The 25560-nt window shown below is 65.7% G+C and carries 28 protein-coding genes and 1 tRNA gene; 21 read left to right on the top strand and 8 right to left on the bottom strand.

The window, feature by feature from the left end; translation table 11 throughout:
- Positions 1–158 precede the first annotated feature (158 nt).
- Positions 159–232, top strand: a tRNA-Pro gene (locus tag BST15_RS17960).
- A gap of 89 nt (positions 233–321) precedes the next feature.
- On the opposite strand, the gene BST15_RS17955 is transcribed toward BST15_RS17960, so the two are convergent.
- Together BST15_RS17955 and BST15_RS17950 are read right to left on the bottom strand one after the other, a co-directional pair.
- The gene (locus BST15_RS17955) at positions 322–1461 is read right to left on the bottom strand and encodes a tyrosine-type recombinase/integrase (protein ID WP_046189205.1); all 1140 of its coding nucleotides are present in this window, start codon (positions 1459–1461) and stop codon (positions 322–324) included.
- A complete protein-coding gene (locus BST15_RS17950; protein WP_052751404.1) occupies positions 1458–2006 on the bottom strand; it encodes a hypothetical protein in 549 nt (182 codons plus the stop codon). Before BST15_RS17950 ends, BST15_RS17955 begins: the two co-directional genes overlap by 4 nt.
- 131 nt (positions 2007–2137) lie before the next feature.
- Between BST15_RS17950 and BST15_RS17945 the strand changes: the two genes are divergently transcribed.
- The 5 genes from BST15_RS17945 to BST15_RS17925 all read left to right on the top strand — a co-directional run bounded on the left by BST15_RS17945 (position 2138) and on the right by BST15_RS17925 (position 4360).
- Positions 2138–2332, top strand: coding sequence for a helix-turn-helix domain-containing protein (locus BST15_RS17945; protein WP_083071095.1), 195 nt, complete (start codon positions 2138–2140; stop codon positions 2330–2332).
- Positions 2329–2646, top strand: coding sequence for a hypothetical protein (locus BST15_RS21855; RefSeq protein ID WP_131701186.1), 318 nt, complete (start codon positions 2329–2331; stop codon positions 2644–2646). Before BST15_RS17945 ends, BST15_RS21855 begins: the two co-directional genes overlap by 4 nt.
- 127 nt (positions 2647–2773) lie before the next feature.
- The gene (locus tag BST15_RS17935) at positions 2774–3724 is read left to right on the top strand and encodes an AAA family ATPase (RefSeq protein ID WP_046189208.1); all 951 of its coding nucleotides are present in this window, start codon (positions 2774–2776) and stop codon (positions 3722–3724) included.
- 11 nt (positions 3725–3735) lie between these two features.
- Complete coding sequence (locus tag BST15_RS17930; RefSeq protein WP_046189209.1) at positions 3736–4104, top strand: hypothetical protein; 369 nt, start codon at positions 3736–3738, stop codon at positions 4102–4104.
- A 1-nt stretch (position 4105) separates the two neighbouring features.
- Entirely contained in the window at positions 4106–4360 is a 255-nt protein-coding gene (locus BST15_RS17925; RefSeq protein ID WP_046189210.1) for a hypothetical protein, read from the top strand.
- A 384-nt stretch (positions 4361–4744) separates the two neighbouring features.
- Here BST15_RS17925 and BST15_RS17915 read toward each other — a convergent pair whose 3' ends face one another.
- Positions 4745–4951, bottom strand: a complete 207-nt coding sequence (locus tag BST15_RS17915; RefSeq protein ID WP_046189211.1) for a hypothetical protein — start codon at positions 4949–4951, stop codon at positions 4745–4747.
- 14 nt (positions 4952–4965) lie between these two features.
- Between BST15_RS17915 and BST15_RS17910 the strand changes: the two genes are divergently transcribed.
- The 12 genes from BST15_RS17910 (at position 4966) to BST15_RS23110 (ending at position 13730) form a co-directional block, all read left to right on the top strand.
- On the top strand, positions 4966–6438 hold the full coding sequence (locus BST15_RS17910) for a terminase large subunit domain-containing protein (protein ID WP_046189212.1): 1473 nt from the start codon (positions 4966–4968) through the stop codon (positions 6436–6438).
- Positions 6435–7778 carry a phage portal protein gene (locus tag BST15_RS17905; RefSeq protein WP_046189213.1) on the top strand — a complete coding sequence of 448 codons (1344 nt, stop codon included), beginning with the start codon at positions 6435–6437 and terminating at the stop codon, positions 7776–7778. Before BST15_RS17910 ends, BST15_RS17905 begins: the two co-directional genes overlap by 4 nt.
- Entirely contained in the window at positions 7775–8386 is a 612-nt protein-coding gene (locus BST15_RS17900) for a hypothetical protein (RefSeq protein ID WP_046189214.1), read from the top strand. The genes BST15_RS17905 and BST15_RS17900 overlap by 4 nt, the downstream gene beginning before the upstream one ends.
- Positions 8379–8792, top strand: coding sequence for a hypothetical protein (locus BST15_RS17895; RefSeq protein ID WP_046189215.1), 414 nt, complete (start codon positions 8379–8381; stop codon positions 8790–8792). Before BST15_RS17900 ends, BST15_RS17895 begins: the two co-directional genes overlap by 8 nt.
- A gap of 111 nt (positions 8793–8903) precedes the next feature.
- Positions 8904–9767, top strand: a complete 864-nt coding sequence (locus BST15_RS17890) for a phage major capsid protein (protein WP_046189216.1) — start codon at positions 8904–8906, stop codon at positions 9765–9767.
- Positions 9767–10078, top strand: coding sequence for a hypothetical protein (locus BST15_RS17885; protein WP_046189217.1), 312 nt, complete (start codon positions 9767–9769; stop codon positions 10076–10078). The genes BST15_RS17890 and BST15_RS17885 overlap by 1 nt, the downstream gene beginning before the upstream one ends.
- Before the next feature lie 452 nt (positions 10079–10530).
- The gene (locus BST15_RS17880; RefSeq protein ID WP_046189218.1) at positions 10531–11031 is read left to right on the top strand and encodes a hypothetical protein; all 501 of its coding nucleotides are present in this window, start codon (positions 10531–10533) and stop codon (positions 11029–11031) included.
- 211 nt (positions 11032–11242) lie between these two features.
- Entirely contained in the window at positions 11243–11866 is a 624-nt protein-coding gene (locus BST15_RS17870) for a uracil-DNA glycosylase (protein WP_234708242.1), read from the top strand.
- 216 nt (positions 11867–12082) lie between these two features.
- Positions 12083–12745, top strand: coding sequence for an 8-oxoguanine DNA glycosylase OGG fold protein (locus tag BST15_RS21850; protein ID WP_131701185.1), 663 nt, complete (start codon positions 12083–12085; stop codon positions 12743–12745).
- Between the two features lie 25 nt (positions 12746–12770).
- Positions 12771–13022: a Sir2 family NAD-dependent protein deacetylase gene (locus BST15_RS23190; protein ID WP_308214562.1), complete on the top strand. Its 252-nt coding sequence runs from the start codon at positions 12771–12773 to the stop codon at positions 13020–13022.
- Positions 12955–13458: a Sir2 family NAD-dependent protein deacetylase gene (locus BST15_RS23115; protein WP_308214561.1), complete on the top strand. Its 504-nt coding sequence runs from the start codon at positions 12955–12957 to the stop codon at positions 13456–13458. Before BST15_RS23190 ends, BST15_RS23115 begins: the two co-directional genes overlap by 68 nt.
- The gene (locus BST15_RS23110; RefSeq protein WP_264002323.1) at positions 13347–13730 is read left to right on the top strand and encodes an SIR2 family NAD-dependent protein deacylase; all 384 of its coding nucleotides are present in this window, start codon (positions 13347–13349) and stop codon (positions 13728–13730) included. Before BST15_RS23115 ends, BST15_RS23110 begins: the two co-directional genes overlap by 112 nt.
- A 225-nt stretch (positions 13731–13955) precedes the next feature.
- Here BST15_RS23110 and BST15_RS17855 read toward each other — a convergent pair whose 3' ends face one another.
- Positions 13956–15056 carry a hypothetical protein gene (locus BST15_RS17855; RefSeq protein ID WP_046189222.1) on the bottom strand — a complete coding sequence of 367 codons (1101 nt, stop codon included), beginning with the start codon at positions 15054–15056 and terminating at the stop codon, positions 13956–13958.
- 771 nt (positions 15057–15827) lie between these two features.
- Here BST15_RS17855 and BST15_RS17850 point away from each other — a divergent pair.
- On the top strand, positions 15828–16214 hold the full coding sequence (locus tag BST15_RS17850; protein WP_083071093.1) for a DUF2511 domain-containing protein: 387 nt from the start codon (positions 15828–15830) through the stop codon (positions 16212–16214).
- A 203-nt stretch (positions 16215–16417) separates the two neighbouring features.
- Here BST15_RS17850 and BST15_RS17845 read toward each other — a convergent pair whose 3' ends face one another.
- From BST15_RS17845 to BST15_RS17830, 4 genes are all read right to left on the bottom strand, one after another.
- Positions 16418–18454 carry a hypothetical protein gene (locus BST15_RS17845; protein WP_052751401.1) on the bottom strand — a complete coding sequence of 679 codons (2037 nt, stop codon included), beginning with the start codon at positions 18452–18454 and terminating at the stop codon, positions 16418–16420.
- Positions 18455–18523: 69 nt separating this feature from the next.
- Complete coding sequence (locus tag BST15_RS17840; protein ID WP_046189223.1) at positions 18524–20902, bottom strand: PEP/pyruvate-binding domain-containing protein; 2379 nt, start codon at positions 20900–20902, stop codon at positions 18524–18526.
- A gap of 3 nt (positions 20903–20905) precedes the next feature.
- The gene (locus BST15_RS17835) at positions 20906–21883 is read right to left on the bottom strand and encodes a TIGR03617 family F420-dependent LLM class oxidoreductase (RefSeq protein WP_046189224.1); all 978 of its coding nucleotides are present in this window, start codon (positions 21881–21883) and stop codon (positions 20906–20908) included.
- A complete protein-coding gene (locus BST15_RS17830; protein WP_046189225.1) occupies positions 21880–23007 on the bottom strand; it encodes an Rv3169 family protein in 1128 nt (375 codons plus the stop codon). Before BST15_RS17830 ends, BST15_RS17835 begins: the two co-directional genes overlap by 4 nt.
- Positions 23008–23050: 43 nt before the next feature.
- On the opposite strand from BST15_RS17830, the gene BST15_RS17825 reads away from it, so the two are divergent.
- Positions 23051–23683, top strand: coding sequence for a TetR/AcrR family transcriptional regulator (locus tag BST15_RS17825; RefSeq protein ID WP_046189226.1), 633 nt, complete (start codon positions 23051–23053; stop codon positions 23681–23683).
- Between the two features lie 69 nt (positions 23684–23752).
- A partial coding sequence (locus tag BST15_RS23105; RefSeq protein ID WP_337349481.1) for a PGRS repeat-containing protein occupies positions 23753–25560 on the top strand: 1808 nt, incomplete at its 3' end.

Raw genomic sequence — 25560 nt, 5'->3', positions numbered from 1 at the left:
AAGCTGCATACGTGGGGGTTCCTGGGGGTTGATGGCGCTGCCGGGGGGCCAGTCTCGCCCACTGAGCCTACGTGGTCGCGGTGTCCTCAGGCCGATTCGGGACACCGGCGGGCGTGCGGTAGCATTTCGACCTGCTGCCGGAGATGATCCGGCGGTGGCGGGCTGTGGCGCAGTTTGGTAGCGCACTTGACTGGGGGTCAAGTGGTCGCAGGTTCAAATCCTGTCAGCCCGACAGAGGTCAGAGGCGGTTTCCGAGGTCCGGGAGCCGCCTTTTTCCATGCCGTACCCAAACCGTGTACCCAAACCAGCCCGAACGTCTGTTCACAGCCCGAGCGCCGAACCCAAACCGTCGACCGCGGCCCTGGCGGCGTCGTCGCTGGTATGCCCGTACAGGTCGCCCGTGATGCTGATCGACGAATGGCCGAGCAGGTCGGCGGCTGCCTTGATATGCACCCCGGACTCCAGCCACGCCACAGCCGCACTGTGCCGCAGGCTGTGAGCGCCGACGCCCTCCACGCCGATCTTCGCCGCGGCGATCTCGACAGTCCGCAGCAGGTTCCGCGGGTCGCACATGGTCCCGAACTCCGTGGCGAACACCGCCCCGGTGTCGGTCCACTGATTGCCAGCCGCGAGCTGTTCGGCCACCTGCCGCTTGCGGTGTGCCTTGAGCTGAGTCACCAGCCCGGAGTGCAGCGGTATCCGCCGCCGGGACCGATCAGTCTTCGGTTCGGTCAGCACCAGCTCCCCGTCGACCCGCGACAGCGTGTGCCGCACGGTCATCTGGCCCTTGGCCAGGTCGATGTCGCGCCACCGCAACCCGGCGACCTCACCGCGCCGCAGCCCGGTCGCCGCCATCAGCAGCACCGCCAGGTAGTAGCGCAGGCCCTTGGCCGCACCGAGTAGCCGCGCCACGTCGGCTGCCGAGAGGTACACCGCTTCCTTGCGGGCTACCGCGGGGCGCTTCACCTTTGCGGCCGGATTGCTGGCCAGCAGCCCATCGCGCACCGCGACATCGAGGGCCTGGCGCAGCACCGTGTACACCTGGCGCACGGTGGAGTCGGCCAGTTTCTTACCGCGCAGCTCCACAATCAGCGACTCCACATCGGACGGATTCAACCGGTCCATGCGCTTGTCGCCGATGCCCGTGCCCTCCAGGTGCTTACGGGACAGTGACCCGTACAGCGCCTTAGTGGTCGCCTTGCGATCCGACGCCGCCAGCGATGAATCGCGCCACCGCTTCAGCCACGACGCCACGGTGTCGGGTGCGTCCTTGGCCGGCTTGCCTTCGTCGATGCGCTGCCGGACCTTCTTTAGTTCCCTGCGGCACTCCGCGGCCGTTGCGCCGTACACCGACATTGACTTGCGGCGGTCGGTCGCCGGATCGACGTAGGAGATGCGCCCCTCCCAACGGCCATTAGGTCGCTGACGAACACTGCCTTCACCGTTGGCTCGCTTACTCATGCCTTCGCCCTTCCCTGCTTGGTCGGCGGCAGGAATCCTCTGTCGCGCGCCTGTTTCACGTAATCGGTGGCCTGCCGGTGTTTAACCCCGAACGTGCGCGATACCGCCTCGGTGGGCGCATGGCCGATGTTCTGGCGGTAGACGGCCGCAACCTGCCGTAGGAAATCGCCGGTGATACGACGCTTCCCGGCTCGACGCTCCTCCAGGAAGTTGCGGACGGTCCTCTGAAAATCACTCTCCGGGTCTGGGTTGACGCGAACCATCCGTTCGTCGCGATCGACGACGATCACCAGGGACGCATAAAGGTCTTCGACCCACGCGCTGATGCCCGCGCCAAGATCCTTCTGCATGACCTCGCGGGACCCCGGTCCTGCCTGCCACGTGACCGAGACGATCCGCGGCACGTTGTCGCGCAACTCGATTCGGACATGAAAGTCCGGTTCATCGAACCCAAATACCTCAACCTCTAGCCACTCCGGCATGTGATGGTCGGCAACGTCGACGTAGTCACCGAACTTCAGACGCCATTTGTCGGTCTCAATCACCTGAGGCCCTGATCCTGTCATCTGCGCTTTCACTTCCCGGTTGTACTGCTAAGTGGACTGCTTAGCGTTCAACATAGCACTCTAAGCACGTGTCAGCGAACACCAACGAATACCGAAGGAAGGAGGCGAACATGCAGACCCGCGAATCCGTCCGCCAACTCGTCCCAATTGAGAACGCGCAGAAGGAACTCGGCGGCATCGGCCGGACAACCCTCTATCGCCTCGTCAAAGAGGGACACCTGACCCGAGCAAACATCGGCCGCCGCTCATTCATCACGGGCGAAAGTCTCGCGGCTTACGTCAGCAGCATCACGGAGGACCAATGACAGACGAAGACGAAAGCCGCCCCGGCGGCAACACCGGAGCGGCTTCAAGGTCCTTGGTCGGGGACTACTGCCACGGTACCGCAACACCAGCCGAGCAAGCGTGGCACGCAACGCCGATCCCGATGGCGGCCCGCGAAATCGGCCCGCAACGGCACCACACTGCCCCGGTTGGCCTGGGTGCCCGCACGTTCCGTGAGGGCTTTGCCCGTGGCGGATGTGATGCCCTTCGCCGGGTGTGGGGCATCGTGCCCGACGATCTGCGCGGCCTGGTGGCCGTCATTGCCGCCGACTACGCGGAGGGCGGAGATGAGTGAATCGGTGACCGAACTCCACGCGGTTCCCGGTTCCCTCAATAACCGTACGGAACCGGAACCGCCGCAAGTTCCCGGTTCCCTACACCCATTACGGGAACCGGGAACCGCAGACGGACAGCCGCTCTACGTGGACATATGCGCTCTTCTGGACGGAACACTGCCGGAACCGCCGGAACCGCAACTTGGCCGCCGCGCAGACGGCATCCGTCTCTTCTACGCGGGTCAGGTCAACTGGCTCTTCGGCGATCCGGAGAGTGGCAAGAGCTGGCTGTGCCTCGCCTGCGTTGTTGAGGGACTCAATGCGGGCCGCAAGGTGCTCATCATCGACTTGGACCACAACGGCGCGCCCGCCACCGTGCGGCGGCTCCTCGATCTGGGAGCCAAGTCCGAGGCCCTCCGCAACCCCGACTGCTTCCGCTACTGCGAGCCCGAAGACCGCGCCGAACTCCGACAGGTCATCGACGACTCGACGACGTGGCGACCGGCCGTTGCCATCGTCGACTCCGTAGGGGAGCTCCTGCCGATGTACGGAGCCAGCTCCAATAGTTCCGACGACTTCACCAACGCCCACCAGTACGTCCTCAAGCCACTCGCCCGTGCTGGAGCTGCTGTCATCGCCGTCGACCACCTCGCCAAAAACCCGGACTCGCGCGCGGTAGGCCCCGGCGGCACCGCGGCAAAACGTCGAGCCATCGGCGGCGTGTCCCTGCGGATGCGAGTCAAGACACCCTTCACGCCAGGTCACGGCGGAAGCGCAACGCTGGTCATCAACAAGGACCGGCATGGCGGACTCCGTAAGCACTGCCCGGTCGGAGACCGAGAGCCTGTCGCCGGAACCTTCAGGCTCCTGGCCTTCGCCGATGGCGTCTTGGAGTGGGCGATCTATCCGCCGGCCGACGGCGAGCGCAACGACGACGAGAGCGCACCCGCCGAAGATGTCCGCGCAGTCGCCGAACTGGACCCGCCACCGACGACCGTCGAGGACGCACGCGAGCGCCTCGGCTGGCGAAAACAACGAGCCGTCAAGGCGTTACGCGCCTGGCGCGAGCAAGCAACCGACCACGACACCACCGATTGAAAGGAAAAACAATGAGTAACAACACCGAGCCCGTTGACGGCACCGTCTACGTGCTCGACGCCCGACCGGACGAAGGGATCGCCTACATCACCATCGCCGGCCCCGACGAAGACCACCCGATGATCGTGATGTTCGACCGCGACGACCTCGACGCCCTCAACCGGGTACGCAAGGAACTCAAGTGCCACCGCCCAGAGCCCGACCCCGGTGCAGTCCTGCGGATCCTCAACGAGGCCAGCCGTCACGACATCTTCGTGCATGACCGCGTGGAGTACCGCTACAACAGCCTGGAGGGCAAGTGGCTGGCATGGGGCCGCGTCGACACCGACGACGACCCGCAGCCCGCAACCACGCGTACCACCTCGCGGAAGTGGTGGTGACATGCCACTGACACCGGAAGAACAGCGCGACATGGATGGCGTCCACAGCGCCCTCACCCTGGCGACCGCCTACCTCGACCGCGACATGAACACAGTCCAGGCCGTCCTGCAGATGTACCGGTACGACGGCGTGCCGCTCATCACCGGCCTGGCCGCCGCATTCGATTCGCTGGTCCGGTCAGTCCCAGGCGATCCCCACGAAATCCTGCAGATCCTCCGCAGCGTCGCGCTCCAGACCGAGGCGGGTAACCGATGACCTTGCGCCCCTGTCTGCGCTGCGGTGAGCCGTCACCGCGGTCGCACTGCGATGAGCACCGACCGAAGCCACCGCCCAAGTCGCCCAGGCACTACGGCTATGACGCCGCGTGGGATCGGCTCAGCCGCCGCGCTCGTCGGCTGCAGCCGTGGTGTTCGGGCTGCGGCAGCAGCGAGGACTTGCAGTGCGACCACAAGCCCAGCGCCTGGCAGCGCAAGGCCGAGGGCAAGGCCATCAGGCTGGCCGACGTGGACGTGCTGTGCGGCCCCTGCAACCGGGCAGCCGGCGCAGCACGCGGCAACGCTGTGACCAGGGGGAATGCTCCTCAGGGGGGCGCAGAGGCAAGCCGCGATCCCCGTTACACACTGGGGGGCCTGCGTGAAATCAGCGAATACGACTTGGCATAGCGGGCTTGGTCGGGAGCTTCTCGCCGGGCTCGACGTAGTCCCAGCAGTTGGGGCTGTAGAGCTTGACCTGCTCCCCACGCTTGGTCACCTCGATCACGGCCTCGTGAACTCCGACGATGTGATCGTCGTCGTAGGAGTCGTAGCCGACTTTTCCGTTGCGGGTGTAGAAGACCGTGAATGCCATCCCTGGAGCCTGCCATGAAGGCGGGACCTAAGGCTGCGGTTGATCCCAGCGTGTTGCCGTGGCGGCCACGGTCGACGGGTGCGGCTCGCTTCGCCAAGTTCTGTGAAACTTACGTCAAGGTACCCAAGGGCACGGGGGCGCTGTCGCCGATGCGGCTGCGGCCCTGGCAGATCAAGCTGGTCGGGTCGGTGCTCGACGCTGATCCCCGCCCGCGCACCGCAGGGTGGACGCTGCCACGCGGCCAGGGCAAGAGCACGCTGATGGCCGCGTGGGGGGTGTACGAGCTTTTCGAGGGCGGCGAGGGCGCCACCGTCGTGGTGGTCGCGGTTGACGAGCGCCAGGCCGGGATCGTGTTCAACATTGCCCGCCGGATCGTTGAGCTGGACGACGAGCTGGCCAGCCGGTGCCAGGTGTTCAAGGAGCGCCTGGTGATCCCGGAGCGCGATGCCCAGTTCCACTGCCTGCCCGCCGAGCCGAAGCGGCTGGAGGGGCTGGACTATTCGCTGGCGATCCTCGACGAGCTCGGCGTGGTCAGCCGCGACTCCTACGAGGTGCTGACGCTGGCCCAGGGGAAGCGGGAGACCTCGACGCTGGTCGGCATTGGCACACCCGGCCCGGACCCGTTCAACAACGTCTTGGCCGATCTGCGCAGCTACGCGCTGACCAATCCGGGCGATACCTCGCTGGTATGGCGGGAGTTCGGCGCGGCGGGGTTCGAGGATCACCCGGTCGACTGCGATCACTGCTGGAAGCTCGCCAACCCGGCCCTGGACGACTTCCTGCACCGTGACGCCCTCCATGCCTTGCTGCCGCCCAAGACCCGTGAGGCGACGTTTAGGCGGGCCAGGCTGTGTCAGTTCGTCACCGACACCACGGGCAAGTTCCTGCCGGCCGGGGTATGGGATGGCCTGTCGACGGGGGAGCCCATCGCGGACGATGCCTCGGTGGTGCTGGCCCTCGACGGGTCGTTCTCCGATGACACCACCGCCTTGCTGCTGGGCACCGTCGCGACCGAACCGCACTTTGATGTGTTGCGAGTGTGGGAGCGCCCGGGCGGCGATGAGTCCTACCGGGTGCCGGTGGCCGAGGTGGAGCAGACGATCCGGGATGCCTGTCGCCGCTTCCAGGTGGTGGAGATCATCGCCGACCCGTTCCGCTGGACCCGCACCCTGCAAGCCCTGGAGGCCGAACGGCTTCCGGTGGTGGAGTTCCCTCACTCACCGTCCCGGCTGACCGCGGCGACCACCGATCTGTACAGCGCCGCGGTCAACGGCAAGTTGAGCCATTCGGGCAACCCGATCCTGGCCCAGCACGTCGCCAATGCGGTGATCTCCGAAGACCCGCGTGGGATGCGCCTGGCCAAAGCATCCCGGTCCCGTAGCGCCGCCAAGATCGACCTCGCCGCCTGTTTGGTGATGGCCCACAGTCGCGCCACCTGGCGTGCAACCCGTAAGAAGCGTTCCAAGACAAGGAGTTTCGCAGCATGACCGATCAACTGACCTACCTACTTCAGAAGCTCGATGCCTCGGCGCATCGCTACGCCGAGCTGGACGGCTATTACGAGGGCCGGCAACCGTTGGCGTTCCTGTCACCGGAGGCCCGCACGGCGCTGGGCACCCGCTTCGGCCGCATGGCCAGCAACATTCCTCGGTTGGCGGTGACCGCCCTGGCTGAACGCCTGCGGATCACCGGCTTCAGCGACCCGGCACTGTGGGCCGATTGGGTGCGGTGCGACCTCGATCAGACCTCCGGCACCGCGCACCGGGAGGCCCTGCTGCTGGGCGATAGCTACGTGATCGTGTGGGCCGATCAGCTCGGCCGGCCGAACGTGACAGTCGAGAGCGCCAAGCAGGTCACGGTCCTGACCGATCCGGGCACCCGGCAGATCACCGCGGCGGCCAAGCGATGGGAGGACCGGCTCGCCAAGACCTCGACGGCGGTCCTGTATGAGCCGGATCGGATCACGCGGCTGGTCGCCAATCAGATCGGCGCGGTCGGGTCGGGCTTCAAGGTCGTTGACGAGATTGCCAACCCGTTGGGCGTCGTCCCGGTCGTGCGGCTGCACAACTCTGATCGCATCCTTGACCGCCACTGGCACAGCGAGTTCGACGGCCGCGGGCACTCCGAGATCGACGACCTGATGCCACTTGTTGACGCGCTCAACAAGTCGCTGGCGGACCTGATGACCACCTCGGAGTACGTCGGCCGGCCCCGACGCTGGGCGACCGGCATCGAACTCGCCGAGGAGCCGGTCCTCGACGACGAGGGCAACGACACCGGGGAGACCCGCGAGATCAACCCGATCCCGGAAGGCTCTAGGGCAATGATCTCCGAATCACCCGACGCGAAGTTCGGCCAACTCCCCTCGGCAGACCTGGCGGGCTATGAGGCCAGCGTCCGGGTGATCCTCGGTCAAATCATGGCGGTATCAACACTTCCCGCGCACTACGTTGGGGTGTTCACCGACAACCCCGCCAGCGCCGATGCCCTGCGCGCTGCCGAGGCATCCCTGACCGCCCGCGCCGAGGCGCGACAGGCCACGTTTGGCCGCGCCTGGGAGCAAGTCGCCAAGCTGATGATCGCCGTCCGTGACGGGCGTGATCCGCAGTTGATCGACGACGTGCGGGTGCAGTGGGCCGACGCCGCCACCCGCAGTGTCGCCCAGGAGGCCGACGCAGCGGTGAAGTTATTCCAAGCCGGTCTGCTCCCGGCATCCGCGGCGTTGGCGAAGCTCGGTTACGGCCAGGACGAGATCGCCGAGATCCGCGTAGCCCGCCGCGCCGAAGCCCTCGACAGTGCGGGCCTGGACCTTGGTAGGCCGGCATGACCAGCGGCCTGATCTCCGAATACCAGGCGGCGACGATGCGCCTGGCGAACGTGACCCGCGACCAGGCGACAGCGTTATGGGTGGCCCACACCGATGGCGGCCTAGTCGAGGACGTGGCCGCCGATCTGATCGCCCAGGCGGTCAACATCGGCATCGCCAGGGCGGTCGGGCTGGCCGACGCCTGGCTGTCGCGGCAGATCGAAGAAGCCACCAGGCGGCCGACCCCGACCACCGGCATCACGCCGACCGATCACTTCCCGCGGCTGCGTAAGGCAATGGGCACGATCTTCGGGCGGTTCCGGCACCGCGAGATCGACGCCGACGAGGGCCGGATGCAGACCGGCCGAATCGGGCACTCCGAACCGCTAGAGGCCGGCCAGCAGGCCACCACCGAGGCCATGACCAAACACCCGTTAGTTCAGGGATGGGTACGCGAGTTCGACGACGACCCCTGCCAGCTCTGCACATGGTGGGCACGCGACGGCCGGATCTGGCCTGCCGATCATCCGATGCCAAGCCATAAGGGCTGCAACTGTTCTCAGCGCATCGTGCTGGCCGAACACATCAAGGAAACGAAATTCACAGAAAGGCTGCACCGCAATGGATAACGACATCACCACCGAACCCGACGAGGCTGTCGAACAGGTCGACACCGAGGCCCCGGAAACGTCAGGTGACGAAGCCGCGGGGGACACCTTCCCCCGCGAGGTCGTCGAGAAACTGCGCCAGGAGAGCGGCAAGTACCGCCAGCGGGCGCAGCGAGCCGACGAGCTGGCCCACCGCCTGCACGCCGAACTGGTGAGGGCCACCGGGCGGCTGGCCGACCCGGCCGACCTCGAGTTCGACGAGGACCACCTTGCCGACCCCGACAAGCTGACCGCCGCGGTCGACGAGCTGTTGGCCGCCAGGCCGCACCTGGCGTCCCGCCGACCGGTGGGCGACATCGGCCAAGGCCAGCACGGCAACGGCGGTGGGGAGTTCTCCCTGCTGGGAATGCTCAAAGAACGGACCTAACCCCCTGGGGGTATATGCTGAGGGTGTCGCTCCTGGTGGGCGGCACCCTCAGTTGTCCTGGCGACACGGGTACATCACCTGAAACCCCTTTGCCAGTAAGGACAATTCGCAATGACCATCGAAGTCACCGGAGACAACTCCACTCTCATTCAGTCCCAGGTCGCCAGCCTGCTCGTGCAGCCACTGGAACAGGCCAGCACGTTCCTGGCCGCCGGCCCCGTCGTCCTCGACTCCAGCAGCCCCGTGCGTGTTCCCCGCATCACCAGCGGTGTCAGCGCCGGATTCGTCGCCGAGGGGGCCCAGATCACCGACGGCGACGTCGGATTCGACGAGGTGACCCTGCTGCCGTCGACCATGAAGGGCCTCAAGGTTCTGGTCAGGCTGTCCAACGAGCTGATCCGCACCAGCGTGGTCGGCCTGGAGGCCGTGCTGCGGACCCGCCTGGTCACCGACGTGGCCAACGCGCTCGACTCCGCCCTGTGGGACGGTGCAGGAACCAGCAACACCGTCAAAGGCATCTTCAAGGCCAGCGGGATCGCCACCGGCACCCTGGACCTGGCCGACCCCGACTCGCTGATCGACGGCCTGGCCAAGGCCCAGGCCAACCACGTCACCCCGTCGCATTGGGTGATGACCCCGGCCAGCTTCGCCGCGATCCGCAAGGTCAAGGTCGGGACCACCGACAAGCGGTACGTGATCGACCCGAACACGATCCAGAACGGCACCGACCTGCGCCTGCTGGGCCTGCCGGTGATCGTGACCGACCGCATCCCCAACAGCGGCACCGCACCGGGCAAGGCACGGGTCGGCCTGGTCGACTTCTCCAAGGTCGTCGTTGCCCGCGACGTTAACGCCGAGGTCAAGATCCTTGACCAGACCTGGGGTGACTACGACTCCATCGGCATCCGCGTGGTGTCCCGCTGGGACGTGGGCCTGCTGCAGGACAAGGCCGTCACGCTGCTGACCGAGGCCTGATGAGCGTCGACCAGGACGACATCATCGACCAGGCTGCCAGCCTCAACCAGGGCAGCCTCGATGCGGCCGTCCCGATCATCACGGTCATGGTCCGGGCCTACACCCGCGGCAACGGCTTCACGGCCGGCGAACCCAACGACGAGCTGGCCGCGGTGATCACCACCGCGGCCAGCCGGCTCGCCGCCAATCCGGCCGGCTTCCCGAACGATAAAACCGCGGGGGAGTTCAGCCAATCCCTACGCGGTGCATTCGGCGGCTGGACCCTGGCCGAGCAGTTCGTCCTCAACCGCTACCGGGTGCGGGCACAGTAAATCCGGCGGTTCCGGTTCCGTACACCTATTGCGGGAACCGGGGAACCGGGCGGGCCGGGTGTCAAACCGGCAGAGCACTCGGCAAGGACGCGCCATGACGGGTACCTTTCCCCCGAGCGCGTACCTGCACCCGGCCCGCGTACCCAAACGCGTACCCAAACCAGCCCCAAAATCCGCCGATATTCGCCGATGTTCGTCAGCGTGCTCTGACGTTGTAATCGGCTGGTGGGCAACAGGATAGGACACATCCGCGAACATCGGCGAACACGCCTGGGATGCCTGGGGGTCAAGTGGTCGCAGGTTCAAATCCTGTCAGCCCGACAGAGTTGAGGTCAGGTCAGAGGGTGTTTTCGAGCAATCGGAGGCACCCTTTTTCCATTTTGAACACCGCTTGTAGCCACCCCGGGCATGATTTCGGGGCTAGACAGGCACGCGAGAACAGCAGTGGAGACATGGGAAACGAGGCACTGGACGTAGCCGTCACTGAGTTCGTTGCAGCGGTGGAGGAGCGCAACCGTGTGAGCGAGTTACTCAGAAAAGAGCGACAGTCTGCGCCGGCTCCCATCACACGGGACACGGATGCGGTGAAGAGATACATCGCTGCCCTCACCTCGGCGTACGAGAAAGTACGCACCGAGCTTGAGGCGAGCTACGTCAACATCGCGTCGAGCGGCGCGACGGTGATCGGGCTGACGGACAATCCGAACATCGTGAACCCGGCGCAGGCGCTGATGGACGATGCCGTAGCGGAGCGCGGTGAGTTGAAGAAGATGCAGGCCAGGTTGAAGAGGTTGGAAAGTGCAGGTGCTGGGCGGCTGGTCGTATTCTTCAGCCTCTTGCCGACGATTCTCCGCGCCTTGCCTCGTGAACAGCAGATACACAAGCACCTGACCGACCTGACCTCCTACTACCTGTTAGAGATGATGGACGACACCGGCGGCGACGGCTCCTAGCTGAGTCTTCGGTGGCCATGAACTTGGAGCTGGTGAAAATCCCTCACCGCCAGGGCGTGCAGCCATTCGGCCCGGAGCGCACCGGGTACTCATTCACCTGGTTTAGCGGCACCAGGGCTTCGGTCAACTCGCCTTTGTGGAATTCGCGGGAGACGGAGACGTTGGTGCCATTCCCGGGGGCTGATCGCTCGCTGCGAAATACGCTCACGCTGTGAGCGCATACGTGGGGAATATCGGCAGCGCGGTGTCGCGGCAGGAGCACAAGGCTGTTCTCGACGCCGAGATCGGCGCGTGCCGACGCTGCGACAAGATGAACGTCAAGGGCGTGACGGCTTCCGCGCCCGGCTACGGTGACCTACACTCACCAGTCGCGCTGGTCGGTCAGAGTCTGTGCGAGAAGTGTATGGAGACCCGGATTCCATTTACCGGTGGCAGCGGCGATCTGATCGACGCGAGCATCAAAGCAGCAGACAAGGTCAAGGACGACCTCTTCACCACGAACGCCGTGCACTGCCATCCCGAGGGCAACCGCAAGTCCGCCGAGCACGAGATCGTGAATTGTGCCCCGTTCCTGCACCGCGAACTGGAAATCGTCCGGCCACGGCTAGTGGTCACGCTGGGGCAAGATGCTGAACGGGCCTTAAGGTTTTTCTATCCGCGGGCTCGGGTTGTTCTGTCGCGCTTTGAGGCTCCGCGGGGGCGCCTCCCGAAAGGCGTGCCAGTCGCTTTCGTAGCTAAGCACCCTTCGTGGATCCAGCGTCAGCACAATAGCGACCTCGAAGCCGAGTACATCGAGAATCTCGCGGACGCGATCCGGTGGAGCTTCGATCAGTAGCGGACCTCAAGCCATTCTTGCTGAATTTGGCTACCTCTGATCGAAGAATCCATGGGGCGGGATCAGCTGGCGCGGGCGCGGGCTCATCAACCAGGCGACCCTAGTCCACCGTGAACCGCCATGCGCCAGGCCGGCTGTGTCGGTAGAGACCGCTAATGTCTAGTAATTCTTTGTGGCAAGCAAGATTGGATCAATATGACGCAAGGCGTGCCTCCAGTGTTGGCCGAAGTGCTAGCCAAGCCAGCCGTTCCCCAACGGTCTTTCCCCTGGAACCGCGCGGCTTGGGGGGCGGTAGCGCACGACTTGCCTGAAGTTCAGCGGGTTCTCGAACGTCTCCCCGACAGGGTAGATCGCAACCTGATTCGCGAGGTCGTCGCAACTGAGTTGAATGAGGGACGAGTTTTGCCAGCCTTCGTCGGCGCCATGGTATGGGGATACGGCGATGCTGGTTATGGGCCGACCCGTGTCCGCTGGGTGTTGACGGGTGTGCGGGAGGGTTCCCGAGAGGCTCCGGTGCGCCACGATATTGCTGACTTGCTTCGAACTGCTGCAGAAACCGTGCGCGCTCAAGGGGCGGTCGAGGGTTTCCGCTATATGAACAATGCTGGCCGGATCAAGTTTCTCGCGAGTGCCTTCTTCACCAAGTGGCTCTATTTCGTCTCGGCGCTGAACAGTGTCGACGACGAGAACGCGGCGCCGATCCTGGATAAACAGGTGCATGATTGGCTGGAGCAGAAAGCCAGTATCGTGCTCGATATCGCCCGCACCCCGGACTACAAGCGCTACTTGGATCTCCTAAAGGCCTGGGGATCTGCCTACGGTCGCACCCCGGTCCAGGTCGAGAAAGCAATCTTCGGGTTGGCCACCGGCCGTACCTAGCCTCGTGCCAGCGCGCCATCGAGCAATGTTGGTCGGCACGAATAGGGTTCGGCGAATGCATGAGCAGGATTCAGCCGATGGCCTGGATCGCCCCTCGGGGCGCGCGATTGTGCCCCTAGATGTCTGCGATGTCGCTGACGCTGCTCGGCGGGTCACGGTGTTCACCGGTGCAGGCATGTCCGCAGATAGTGGCTTGCCGACATTTCGTGATGCTCAGGCTGGTCTCTGGTCCAAACATGACACCGATGAGCTTTACATCGTCGCAATCATGGGTTGACGACCCCGGGCTGATGTGGGCCTGGTATCAGCAGCCCCGCCACCAGTTGCAGGCTGTCGAAGCAAACGCCGGTCATCGCGCTATCGCGGAGCGGTCCACGCTTGCCGAACTCCACGTGATCACGCAGAACGTCGATGATCTCCGTGAACGAGCCGGGGTTCCTGAAACTGTGCACACTCACGGCAAACTGCTCGACTCGCATTGCGGCCGTTGTCAGAACCGCTACCAGATCCCCGTAGAAGAGCACGTTTCGTACGGGTGGCGCCGCTGCGCTGTGGATGTGAAGGATTACTCAGACCCAGTGTTGTGTGGTTCGACAAACAGTTGCCGGAATATTACTTCGGTGTCGCCATCGGGCATGCGCAGAACTGTGATCGGATGCTTGTTGCGGGATGTTCTGGCGCCGCATATCCATCCGCAAGCTTGCCGCAGCTAGCCAAGAACCGGGGCGCCCTTGTCATTGAGCTCAATCCTAGCGAGACAACACTTACCGGCTGCGCAGATCTAGTCTGGCGGGAAACCGCAGTTTGGCGCTGCCGTCCCTCAACGGCTATCCCCAGAGCGAACGGCTGTCTCAAAAACAACGGCAGCGGTGTGATCGCCGCGCCGCGGAGCGTGCGGCTCGGACCACAGCTGCTGCCGGCGCCCGCTGGGGTCGATGCGAGCATCCGGCGGCTCCGATGTGCTGCAGCGGCTCCACGCCGATGATGCCGCCGGGCGCTGGTGGCGCAACTTGACCAACGAGATGACGACCGATCCGGCCCCAGGCCAACCGCTACAAGTTCGCCCAACTGTTTGGTGACACCCAGTTGGGGGCCACCGGCGATGATCGGCTCGTCGGCCGCCGCGGCCGCCGACGACGAGGTAATGCGGCTACCGCGGCAGGGTCGTGATAGCTGGCGGCTGACGGCGACGGCGGGATAACTATCCAACTCACCACCCTCGGTACGGCGTCTTGCTCGCGTGTACGACTCGTGGGTCGTGTCCGTTGGCGATGAGGAGTCGCTGCGCAGCGTGAACGACGCGGGCCTGGTCCGGCCCCGGGCCGACGACAAGCTCCGAGATAACTGCACCCTCTTCGGGGTGCCTGACGACTACCTTTCGATACGGCACCAGGCGGTCGCCCTTCTGGCGGAATTTCAGCGGATAGGCGTCGTTGAGCAAGAGGTCGGCGAACCGCTCGCTGTTACCGCCGACCAGTAAGCGCCACTCCTTCTCATCTGAGAACGCGCCGTCCTTGCACTGGGCCGCTGCAACGGTTGCCGTAGCAATGAGCGGGCTAGCAGGATGGATTGGGAGCTTGAGCTTGTGTTCGGGATCCTGTATTCCATCCCAGACGGCTTTAGCTAACGACACCAGCCCGGCGACCCCGAAGGCCGCGGCAAGCAGGCCGGTCGACCCAGGAGTCAGAAACGGCAGTCCATCGATGATGCCGCGGGCCTTCTCGCCGTAATTAATCTCAGCAAATGAGCACGGGAACTCCTCAACTCCCGAGCCGCTGGGATCGACGACCGCATACGGGACATCCCGCAGTAAGCAGCCCTTGATTCCAATCGCGAACCCTCCGCCTGCGCCGTATCTCACCCACTGACTCAGGGCATCCGATTCAGTGCTGAAGCTTGCACCGCACACGCTCGGTCGAGGCTCGATGCTCCGGTTCTGATCCAACTCCGGGACGCCGAGATACTGGTCTAGAACCGATAGAACTCCGTTGAATCGAGAAGATGTGTCCGGCGGCGAGCTGTCGGGACGATCCTGCGTGACGCGTTGATGCATGAGTTCGAGTCCGAATGCCAGCTCTGTGGCATCGTTCATATCCAGAAGGTCTGATGCCCAAAATTCAAGCGGGCGCGGACGGTCGGCGACATGATCATCCTTGCGGTCGTTATTCACGATGCCGAGAAGCCCTGCGGCTGTGGTGTAGTGATAGACGGTTTCGGGCAGCGGCGAAGAGGGCTCGATGTACGGTCCGCCGATCGGCTGTTCGCCCGCCGTCGATGCACCGGACTCTGCGTGATCTTCGGTGGTGCTCATGCCAGCTCAAGTTTGGAACAGACAACCATTCTCATATCGGGCATTCTCCCAAAGCCCCTCGACACTGCCGCCCAGTCACTCGTGACCTTCTGGACCGGGTAGTTCGTCAACGATATTCATCCCCTCGACGCTTACCGTGGTGATCTGTTTGATCAGATCGACGATGTAGGTTGGTCGTCGTGGTCGTCGCACCAGGCGTTGGGGTCGTCACACCTCCCGATCACCGCCGTTCCACGGGCGAGCCTCGTCGCGGAGGCGGGCGCGCATTGCAGACCGGCGATCCTCCGGGCGGTGGTGCCAGTGGCACATCCAGCAGTTACAGATATTCGCGCCGGTGAAGGTGAACTGCCAATAGCAGCGGGTGCGACCCCCGGCGCCGCGGACGGGCAAGTCGCAGTCGCGGCCACCGCAGCGGTGGACAGCGGCGACGCTGATCTCGCGGCGGGCAACGCGGACACGGAAAGCGCTGTGAGCATCGTTGCGGGAGATGCGGATTCCTCGGAACGGGGTAGCCCCACCGAGTCCGCAGATCGCCGCGGGGGTGGGGCTACAGCGGGTTCCGAAGACCGCCGGCCGAAGTCACAGAGGCCATTCCAAGGAGGTTACTTGGCTGCGGCGACAAGTGTCGGAGGACAGCGATGGGCACTGGTTCCGGTTTGACGGGCACTCCACGCTGCTTCTCTGGGTATCCGCGGTGAGTAGCTGGATTCGCACACCGGCAATCGTCCGTGCGATTAGATGACATGGCACTGATAGAGCGGAAGGGGTTCCATGCCGTCCAAGTCGTTGCTGCAGTTCGCCGCGGTCATCGCAGTCGCTGCTGCCGCTACCACTGCTTCTCCTACCGCCATCACTGCTGCTGCTCCTAATCCCGACAACCGCCCGCGGGGCTATGTGTCTGAGGAGACCTGGACTGATGGTCCATGGCCGCTAACGGTTGCCGAAGCAACCTTGATGTGTGCGCGCCAGGGTGTCGGGGGAGGGCATCAGTCGGTGACGCTCGCCGCAAATCGGAAGATGTACGCCGTGAACGGCACCGCGAAGTCGACAGGCCAGTTCGAAGACATCGACGAGATCTGGGCCGAGGATGCTTCGTACCCGGGGCTGAAGGTGAATATCGGCCCACTGCTCACTAAAGGTTTGTCGCTCTGCGACTAACGCGGCTTGGCGTGAGGCGGCGAGGGTTAGTTCGCGCAAGAGTCACCGGCGGCTGCGTTGATGACGCGGATGTGGTGATCTTGGACGCGCAGGATGAACGCAGTTTCGGGCGTGATTATCGCGACGGTTGAGCCAGCCAGAAAGCGAGCCAGAACCACGCGAACCCAGCTTCAATGGCGATGCAGTCCCCGCCATGCCCCCCGTCAGGACGGAAGTCGGTGATCCGCTCGCACGTGATCAATCCCCAGATCGTGGTGGACAATCCCCGGCGCGCTCGCACGCACCGGGGCGATGGCAGCCAGGATGCCCCAGCACGTGAGGTGCACAGCAGGGTGCACGGCGTCGGGAGTGTCCCCGGCGTGGAACGTGAACCGTGTGCTGCCGCTGCCGTCGCCGGATTCGGTGCGCAGGCGCCACCGTAGGGGAGCGTCAGTGCCCGGGCTGGCTGTGTCAAGCACAGCGCGCGCGTCGGGGCCTTCGGTCCGAAAGACGGCCTCGCCCAAGAGAGCCCGAGCAAGTTCCAGCGACGGCTCGTCGGCCGGATGCTCGGTGACCTCCTGGGTGAGCGTCACCGACTGGGTACCGCGACTGATCCCGGACAGGGCCCGCATCACGTAGCCCGGCAGGGCAGCGACGTGTCCTCCCGTGGCGTGGAACGTCGAGCCGCCGGTGCGGCAGGCGGTGAGCACGGCCGCGGAATCGGGTACCGGGGAGACGGTGATGACGTCCGTGCCGGCCGCGAGTGCATCGACTACCGCCTGGGCGTCCGGTGGCCCATCGGTGGCGAACACGACCAGATCCGCCGACGCGGCGTCGGCAGCGACGATTCCGGCGAAGTCCGTGCGCTCGGTGATCCGGCCGGTCAGGTGCTCGGCGACAGCGCCGTCTCCCACCACGGCGACAGCGATCGTCGGCGTCGTGGACTGCAAGGGCGCGGGGTCAGTCGATGCCGCCTCCAGTCGATAGCGCGGTGCGAGATCGGGAATGACGACGCCGGGTGAAGCCGCGATGAGTGCGGGCACCGCGGCCAACATGGCGTTGACCGAGATGTCGGTGACGGCAGACCAATCGGCGTTGAACGCCTCATCGTCGGGCTCGCTGCGCATCTCGACCCTGCCGGGCTTGCCCTCCAGGGTGATGAGGTGGCCGCCGGCGAGGCTGTTCGGATGATCGGGCCCCAGGTGCGCGTTGCCGCCGCCCACGTGCCAGCACTCCTCATTGGTCATGAAGAGCCGATCACCGATGTAGCCGCGGTAGGTCATGTGAATCGCGCCGACCGTGCCGGGTCGGATCACCGTGCCGCCGGCAGTCACCTCCACCCGCGCGGGGACGGGGTAGACATGCCGTTCGACGCGCACCTGCTCCGGGGGCACACCCCACAGCTCCCAAGCAACGTTGCCGAGCACCGCGTCGAAATAGAAGTGCTGCATCCAGGCGATCGCGTGGTCGTTGTCGACCGCGCTGAGCGGCTCTCCGAAGCCCAGGCTGGCGAGGCCGCCCCACATGCCGTCGGGCGCCGCCGAGAGGTCTCCGACTTCGAGGAACCGCACCTCCTCGACCTCCTCCATCAGAAGGGCGATCCGCAGCAGCACCTGCTCGACCATCAGACCGGGGTGCAGGCCGGTTCCGTGCAGGGAGACGCCACCGCTCAGGCAGGCCTTTTGCAGGCGGACGCCGTCGGCGCGTTGGTGGATCGCGCGGCCGACGACGCCCCGGGCGAGCACTTCGGCTCCGGGCCGCAGCGCGAAGCCAAGGGGGGAGTCGACGGCCCGCATGGTGGCGGCCAATCCCTTGAGTGCCCGCTTCTCGGCTGGGCCAAAGACGTTGCCGGTGACCTTGAGGCGGGCCAGCGAGCGGAGCACCGACATGGGGGAGTGCGACTCTGAGAGCCAGGTCGGCTGGGCTGGATTGTGGAAGGCCGCGGCCGAGACGACGTTCTTTCCTGACGCCAATAGTTCGACTACGTCCTCGTCCGCACCCTGCAGGAGTGCAGGGGTGGTGGGCGTGTGGATCACCAGGTCGGCGTCCAGCGCAAGAATCGCCTCCTTCGACGTCGTGGCGAGGACGCCCACCGGGTCGCGGCCGGCGAGTACGCCGATGTCCACCCCGTTCTTGTGCGGGCTGAACACCTTCACACCCACTACGTCGTAGTCGGGAGAGTCCAAGGTGGCCTGCAGGGCCCGACCGCCCATGTCGCCGGGACCCCAGATCACGACACGGATCGGTTGCTGCGCTGCCATGCCGGAAATGTAGACGCGTGGTCTGCAATAAGAAAGCCGCCCCCGAGAGGCTTTCCGCGCCAGACGGGCTCAGAGCAGCGTGATCACCCCTCGATCGCCGTCCACCCGGACACGGTCTCCGGTTCGGAGGACCTGCGTGGCCACCAGGGTATTGACCACGCAGGGCAGACCGTATTCGCGAGCCACGACCGCGCCGTGCGACACCGAGCTGCCGATGTCGGTGACCAGCGCCGCGATCACGGTGAAGTACGGCGTCCAGCCGACATCGGTGACAGGTGCGACCAGGACCTCTCCGCGCTGCACGTCGCGCGCTTCCTGTATTGACTTCGCTACGCGCACAGTTCCTTCCACGCTTCCCCGGCTGGCAGGACGTCCCTGGATCTGACCTTCGGCGATAGCCGCGGCCCGCGCGAGGATCGGTGTGGGCCGCCCGACCGACACATCCTCGAACTCCAGGGACTGTTGGAAATCCAGTGCATGACGCCGCTGCACCGCGCACTGGACGAGGTCTGTGATGTCAGCGTCACCGACCACCCGGGGCAGCTCAGTGCGATCGAAGAAGAAGACGAGGTCGGCGTCGGGGAGGCGTCCCGATTCGGTGAGGACCTCACCCAGATGGCGGTACCCGAGCTTGAGGCGGTGGGCCATCAATGCCATCTTCGACTTGGTCTCTTCGCGACCACGCGCGCCGCCTTGGGCGAGGCGTGCCAGCAGCCTGAGTGTCCGCGTTTCCGGCAGGTCGACGCGTTGGCGCGGCGGACTCTCGATGTGTGAGTCCCTGGCTGCCCGCAACATCACCTGCATCATCGAGCCGAGCCCCTCGGGGTCCTCGGCCCATGCCGGGTCTCGCATGCACAGTTCGCGGTAGCCGCGGTGCCCGTGCCGGATCAGGAACTGGCGCAGCGCCACACCGCCGGGACTGTCACCGTCGCGCAAGCGAGTCAGCGCGTCCGACGGTGCCGCTGCCAGGAACTGCTCGGTAGACGCGTCGTCGGCGGCGATCGTTCGCACCACTGTGTGCAGCTCGTCGACCATCATGGCGCTCTCGACGTCGCTGGCGCCCGCCATCAATCGTGCGGCCTCGGCCTGCCCCTCGCTCTCGTCGCGGCCGCTCTTGACCGCGGCGCGCACCAGATAGCTCTCCAGGACATTCGCGCCGACGGCCGCTCGTGATGACGAGCGGACATGCACCAGCGTGACGTGGCAGTACAGCTCCACGCCGATTTCCAACTGTCGCAGAATGACTGCGGCGTCGCGGCTGGTCGGAACGGGGAACGCGTCGATCTGCGCGCCGAGCCGTCGGATGGCCGGCCCGGCCGACAATGCGTGCGTGGTGAGCCGAACGGTGTTGATCAGCCTGGTGACAAAGGGTTTCGGTGGCGCGGCGACGAGTTCGTCGACCACCCGGCCGCAGATCGACATTGAGAACTGTTCCAGCGAGTTCCCGAGGATGCCCGAACTCAGGGCGGTCCCCTCGGTCATGTTGAGGAACATGTGGCCGTAGAAGTAGCCGACCTGCAGCCACTGCGTGTCGTAGCTCTCCTGTGCGCGCGCCACGACTTGGATCATCTGCATCGCGTAGTCGATGGCGTGGCCCGACACCGATGCGGTGAGCGGGCAGAAGGCGGCCGGCATCATCTCGCCGATGTTGCAGCGGGTGTAGACGTGCGAGGGACCGGCTACCGGGGTGTCCATCTCGTTGAGATCGCCCGGCAGGGTGGTGATCGGCCTGGCCTGCAGCCAACGCAGTTGTCCTGCTTGATCGATGGCCCATTCCAGATCCATCGGCCTGCCCCAGTGCCGGGCAGCCCGCAGCGCGCCGGCGCGGATCTCAGCGACCTCCGCATCGGACAGGACCGGGACCGTACCGACATCGCGCACGGCCTGGGCGCCATCGGAGGTCAACACCAGATGGTCGGACACACCGGACCCGTCCACGAGTGCTTCACCCAGCCCGGCGATGGCGTCGATCACCATCAGGTCGCGGCGTCCCGTGGTTGGGTCCGCGGTGAAGACGACGCCGGCTGCGCGCGCATCGACCATCTGCTGGACCACCACATGCATGGTGATCGCGCCAGCGTTGCCGTCCTGGCCGGCGTAGGACGTGGCGCGGTCAGACCCCACCGAGGCGGCGCACCGACGGACCGCAGCGGCGAATTCCTCTGCGGTCTCGACACCGAGCACGGTGTCGTACTGCCCGGCGAACGATTGGTCCGCGCCGTCCTCCCCGGTGGCCGAGGATCGGACGGCCACCGGACAGGCGCCCGCGGCCTGCATCCGGGCGAAGCGGTCCGCCACGGCATCCGGAAGGGGCGCCCCGCAGACCTGCGCGATGACGAAGCCCGGCGGCACGGAGAGTCCGAGGCGGGTCAATTCCGCGAGCCCCAGCGCCTTTCCGCCGTACCGGTCGTCGGATATCTCGTCGAACTCGACGGTGGTGGTGTGCATTCGTCAGCCCAACGCGTCGATGATCTCGGCCAGCGCCTCGGCAGCGATGGGCCCGGGTTGATAGAGGCAGATTCGGTCGGACACGCCGTCGACCCGGTCCCGGATGTGTGCGGCGATCTCTGCCGGAGTGCCGCAGGCGGCGATGGTATGCAGTATCTCGTCGTCGATCAGGGTCGACATCTCCTGCCAGCGGCCCTGTTTGGACATGGCGTTCAGTTCCGGCTGCAGATCTCCCCAGCCATGGGCGTCGAGCACCGGCCGGTACGCGGGGGTGGAACCGTAGAACGCCAGCAGCATCCGGGTGGAGCTGTGGTCCTCACCGACGGAGACGATGACCTCAGGTACTACCGCGAGATCGTCGGCTGCGCGGCCGGCAGCGGCGAGGCCTTCACGTACGGCCGGCATCGTCTTGTGGTGCAGGAATCGTTTCGATCCGAAAGGCATCACCAGCAGGCCGTCGGCGACCTCGGCGGCCGCACGGGTCATGCGCGGGCCCAGCGCACCAAGGTAGATCGGTGGCGGACCGTAGGGATTGGGCCCGGGGTTCAGCGTCGGCGTCATCAGCGTGTGGCGGTAGAACTCGCCGCGGAAGTCGAGGCGCTCGCCCTCGTTCCAGGTGGCGAAGATTGCCCGCAGCGCGCCGACCATCTCCTTGATCCGCGCCACCGGCCGGTCGAATTCGACGCCGTAGCGCTTCTCGATCTGCGCGCGAATCTGGGTTCCGAGGCCGAGGATAAAACGCCCCTCAGAGATCTCCTGTAGGTCGTTGGCCTGGTGTGCGAGCTGGATGGGGTTGCGCGGCAAGGCGATCGCCACATTGGTCATCAGATCCAGGCCCTTGACCGTGGACGCCAAGACCAGGGGGGAGAAGACCTCTCGCGGCCCCTCGAAGGTGAAGACGCCGGATGCGCCGGCCTCGCGGAGCAGGGCGGCACGCTGCACCGCGTCCGTCGAGCTGAACAGCGCCGTCATCACCTTCATGACGGGGACCCGGTCAGCACGTCGGTCCAGTCGGAGAACCCGGACGGGTGATGGGGTCCGATGACGGCATGCTCGAACAGTCCTGCGCCGTGCTGTGTGACTCCGTTCTCGTCGGTGCAGACGGCGCGGCCGACATGGTCGATGAGACTGAACGGGGCTCGTGCGAGGGTCTGGGGATCGGTGAGGTCGTAGGTGACGCGTTCGGCGGAGGGGCCGCCTTTCCACGTTCCGTGTGCCCAGGACGAATCACCGCCATAGCCGGAGCCGAAGGCGATGGGCGCGAACAGCTTCGATTCGATATCGAGCTGAAGTCGGCCACCGGATCGCGTCATCATCTCGATGTGCGCACCATGCGGTATCCGGGTTCCCGCGGTGTAGTGGATCGTGGCACGGACGCCGTCGAGTTGTTCGATCCTGCCGTCGGGCCAGCGTCGCGTGCAGTCATAGAGGCTGCGGTGTCCGTTCGGATCTTCCTGGATGATCAGGAAGACCTGGTAGTCGTCGAACGCCAGCGGGAGATAGAGCCACCACATTCCGTTGAACGCGGTGTCGGGTCTGCCTGCCGGTTCGGGTTCGCCGATGGGCCTGATGCCCCACGACCTGTCGCGGCTGCCCACCGAGGAGGTGTGGTCCACGACCATGCGGTCGCCGTCGACGTCGATCCAGCCCTCCCAGCTGCCCAGTTGGGCGAATCGACAGGCCTGCAACGTCACGCGTCTTTCTGACTGCATCTGGTGCGGATGTTCCAGGGCGGCCGGGAACAGACCGCGCCACCGTAGATCGGCTGATACGCCTTCGGTTTCGGCGACGGTGAGATGCAGTTCCTGCAGCGGTTGGATGACGTCGAGCCGGTAGCCACCGACGTTCTGGTTCATGCGGTCGTCGTCGATGGCGTCGCTGAAGCGCACGGCGGTCTGGGCATCTCCACGCCGGACCAGGAAGTAGGCATCCTTCACGCCCAGCCGGGGGTAATAGCCGATTCCGGTCAAGGCCATGAAACCGCCGTCTCGGTCGAGCACGTTGAAGTACGAGCGGTCGTAGAAGTTGCGGTCTGAGGTCACCGGGGCACTGATCGGCACCGGCGCTTGGTGGATCGGGTATTCGTCGAGCGGACTGAGGTGCAACAGACTCTCCCAATAACAATACGATGCGAGTTATATTGTAATTATGAGAGCAGATCGTGACGGCGATGACAAGGGACTGGCCCGATCTCCTGCGGGACGGCCCCGCGACGGCAAGATCGACGCCGCCATCATCGAAGCCGCCCGAGAACTGTTGCTGGAGACGGGGTATTCGGCGCTATCCCTGTCGGCCATCGCGGCCCGTGCCGGGACCACGACCGCTGCCATCTACCGGCGATGGTCAGGTAAGGCGCAGCTGGTGCACGAGGCGATACTGCCGGCCGAGGTGATGGCCATGCCCAGTGCGTCAGGTGACACAAGAGAAGACATCCGGGCGCTGGTGGAAGCGACTCGCATCATGTTCGACCGCCCCGAGGTTCGGGTCGCGCTCCCGGCGCTGATCGCCGACACCGTCGCGGATCCGGATGTGCACGCCCGCATGACCGCGCGATTCGCCGGCAGCCTGGCCACCTTCCGGACCCGAATGGAGCCGGAGTCCGGTACGGACGGTGACGCCGGCGAGCTCCCGTTGCTGGCCGAGGTCGTGGTGGGAGCTGCGATCTTCCGCATCATCGTGCGCCACGACGCACCGCTGGATGCAGCATGGGCCGACAACCTGACCAGTCTGATCAGTTCCGGGTGGCGTCCGATGGCGCGGGCACAGAACTCGGACGGATAGGGGCGTGGCGTGAAGGGCAGACCCCGCTCTCGAATGGCGGTTCACTCACGTCCGTGGTAGGCAGGTCAGGTGAATATCTCAGGTTGGCTTAAGGGAAACGGCTCTCATTCCGCGCGCCGGGCGGCTGCTGCGGGAGCATCTTTGGGGGCGTTGGCCGCCTTCGGGATGGCGCCGACCGCTCAAGCTGACTTTGACGATTTTCTCGCCGATCTGTTGGACCCCACCGCGTGGGCCACGGTGTTCGACACCGGGTCGTGGGATGGGGTGGCCGCGGGCAACTCGATCGATCTGGCTGCCCTGTTCGATGGTGCTGACCTGCCCGGTGCGGCCATGGGCACCGATTTCGCCGACTGGTTCCAAAGCGACATCTATCTGCCACTGCATGCCGCGATGCAGGACTGGATCGAGAGCCCGTTCGGTTCGCAGATCAATGGCCTGATCAACCCGTTGTTCGCCTTCGGCGGGGCGTGCGGCCTGGTCTGTAACGGCGTCGATGGCACCGAAACCAACGTCGACGGCGGCAACGGGGGCTGGATCTTCGGTGACGGCGGCGACGGCTGGAACAGCACCCAGGACGGTGTCGCGGGCGGTAATGGTGGTGATGCCGGCTGGCTGGGCAACGGCGGTGCCGGAGGTGATGGCGGCGACGGTGCAGACGGCGGCCTCGGTGGGGCCGCGAACTGGATCGGCAACGGCGGTTTCGGCGGTAACGGCGGGACCGGCCTGGACGGCCTCTACGCCGGCGACGGCGGCAACGGCGGCGCCGGCGGGCGTGGCGGAATGTTGTTCAGCATCAACGGTGATGGCGGCAACGGTGGCGATGGAGGCGACTCGGTCGGCTTCGGCGGGACCGGTGGTGCCGGCGGCGACGGAGGCACCAGTGGCCGCGCCCCGGGAGTGTTGGCCATCGGTGGTATCGGCGGCAATGGTGGAAACGGTGGTACCGGCGGCAGTGCTGATGGAGTCGCCAGCACCGCAGGTAACGGCGGCGCCGGTGGTGGCGGCAATCAATCAAGCTATTGGATAAGTAGTTACGCCGGTAACGGCGGCAACGGTGGTGATGGTGGCGTTGCTACCGGCGCGGGCAGCACCGCCGGTGATGGCGGGCTCGGCGGCCGGGGCGGTCTCTTCGCTGTTGGCCTGGGAAATGTTGACGGCGGTATCGGTGGCAACGGTGGTAATGGCGGCGCAGCGTTCGGTGACAACAGCACCGCCGGCAACGGTGGTATCGGTGGCCTGGGCGGTGCCGGCAGTGCCATGACGGGCGGCCGCGACGGCGGTGTTGGTGGCAAGGGCGGCGACGGTGGCGCGGCGGTCGGTGCCAACAGCGCCGCCGGCAACGGTGGTAGCGGCGGTATGGGCGGCGCAGGAAGTGCCCTAGGTAGCGGGCGTGATGGCGGTGCTGGTGGCGTCGGTGGCAACGGTGGCTCGGCAACGGGTCTCGGGAGCCGGGCCGGCAGTGGAGGTGACGGTGGCGTAGGCGGTGTCGGCGGCGCTTTTGCCAGTCCTCGTGACGGGGGTGCGGGCGGCAATGGCGGCGATGGCGGTGAGGCCAGCGGCGCTGGCAGCATCGCTGGCGCCGGTGGTAACGGCGGAGCTGGGGGCGTGACTAGTCCCCTGACCGGTGGCCGTAACGGTGGTGTGGGCGGCAGTGGCGGCAACGGTGGTGATGGTATTGAAGGCGGGTCAGCGAGCCACGGTGGTGCAGGCGGCATAGGCGGCGGCACTGGCCTGGGTTCCAGCGGTCATGGCGGCAACGGTGGTGTCGGCGGCCACGGCGGTGCCAGTGACGGCGGAGTCGGAGGTGCCGGCGGCAACGGCGGCGCAGGCAACAGCATCAGCACGACTAGCCGAGCCGGCGGCGGTGGGGGTGGCGG

The sequence above is a fragment of the Mycolicibacter arupensis genome (assembly GCF_002086515.1).
In the GTDB taxonomy this organism is placed as follows: Bacteria; Actinomycetota; Actinomycetes; order Mycobacteriales; family Mycobacteriaceae; genus Mycobacterium; species Mycobacterium arupense.
The sequence above is the reverse complement of the archived record's forward strand: the minus strand, read 5'-3'. Positions and strand labels throughout refer to the sequence as shown.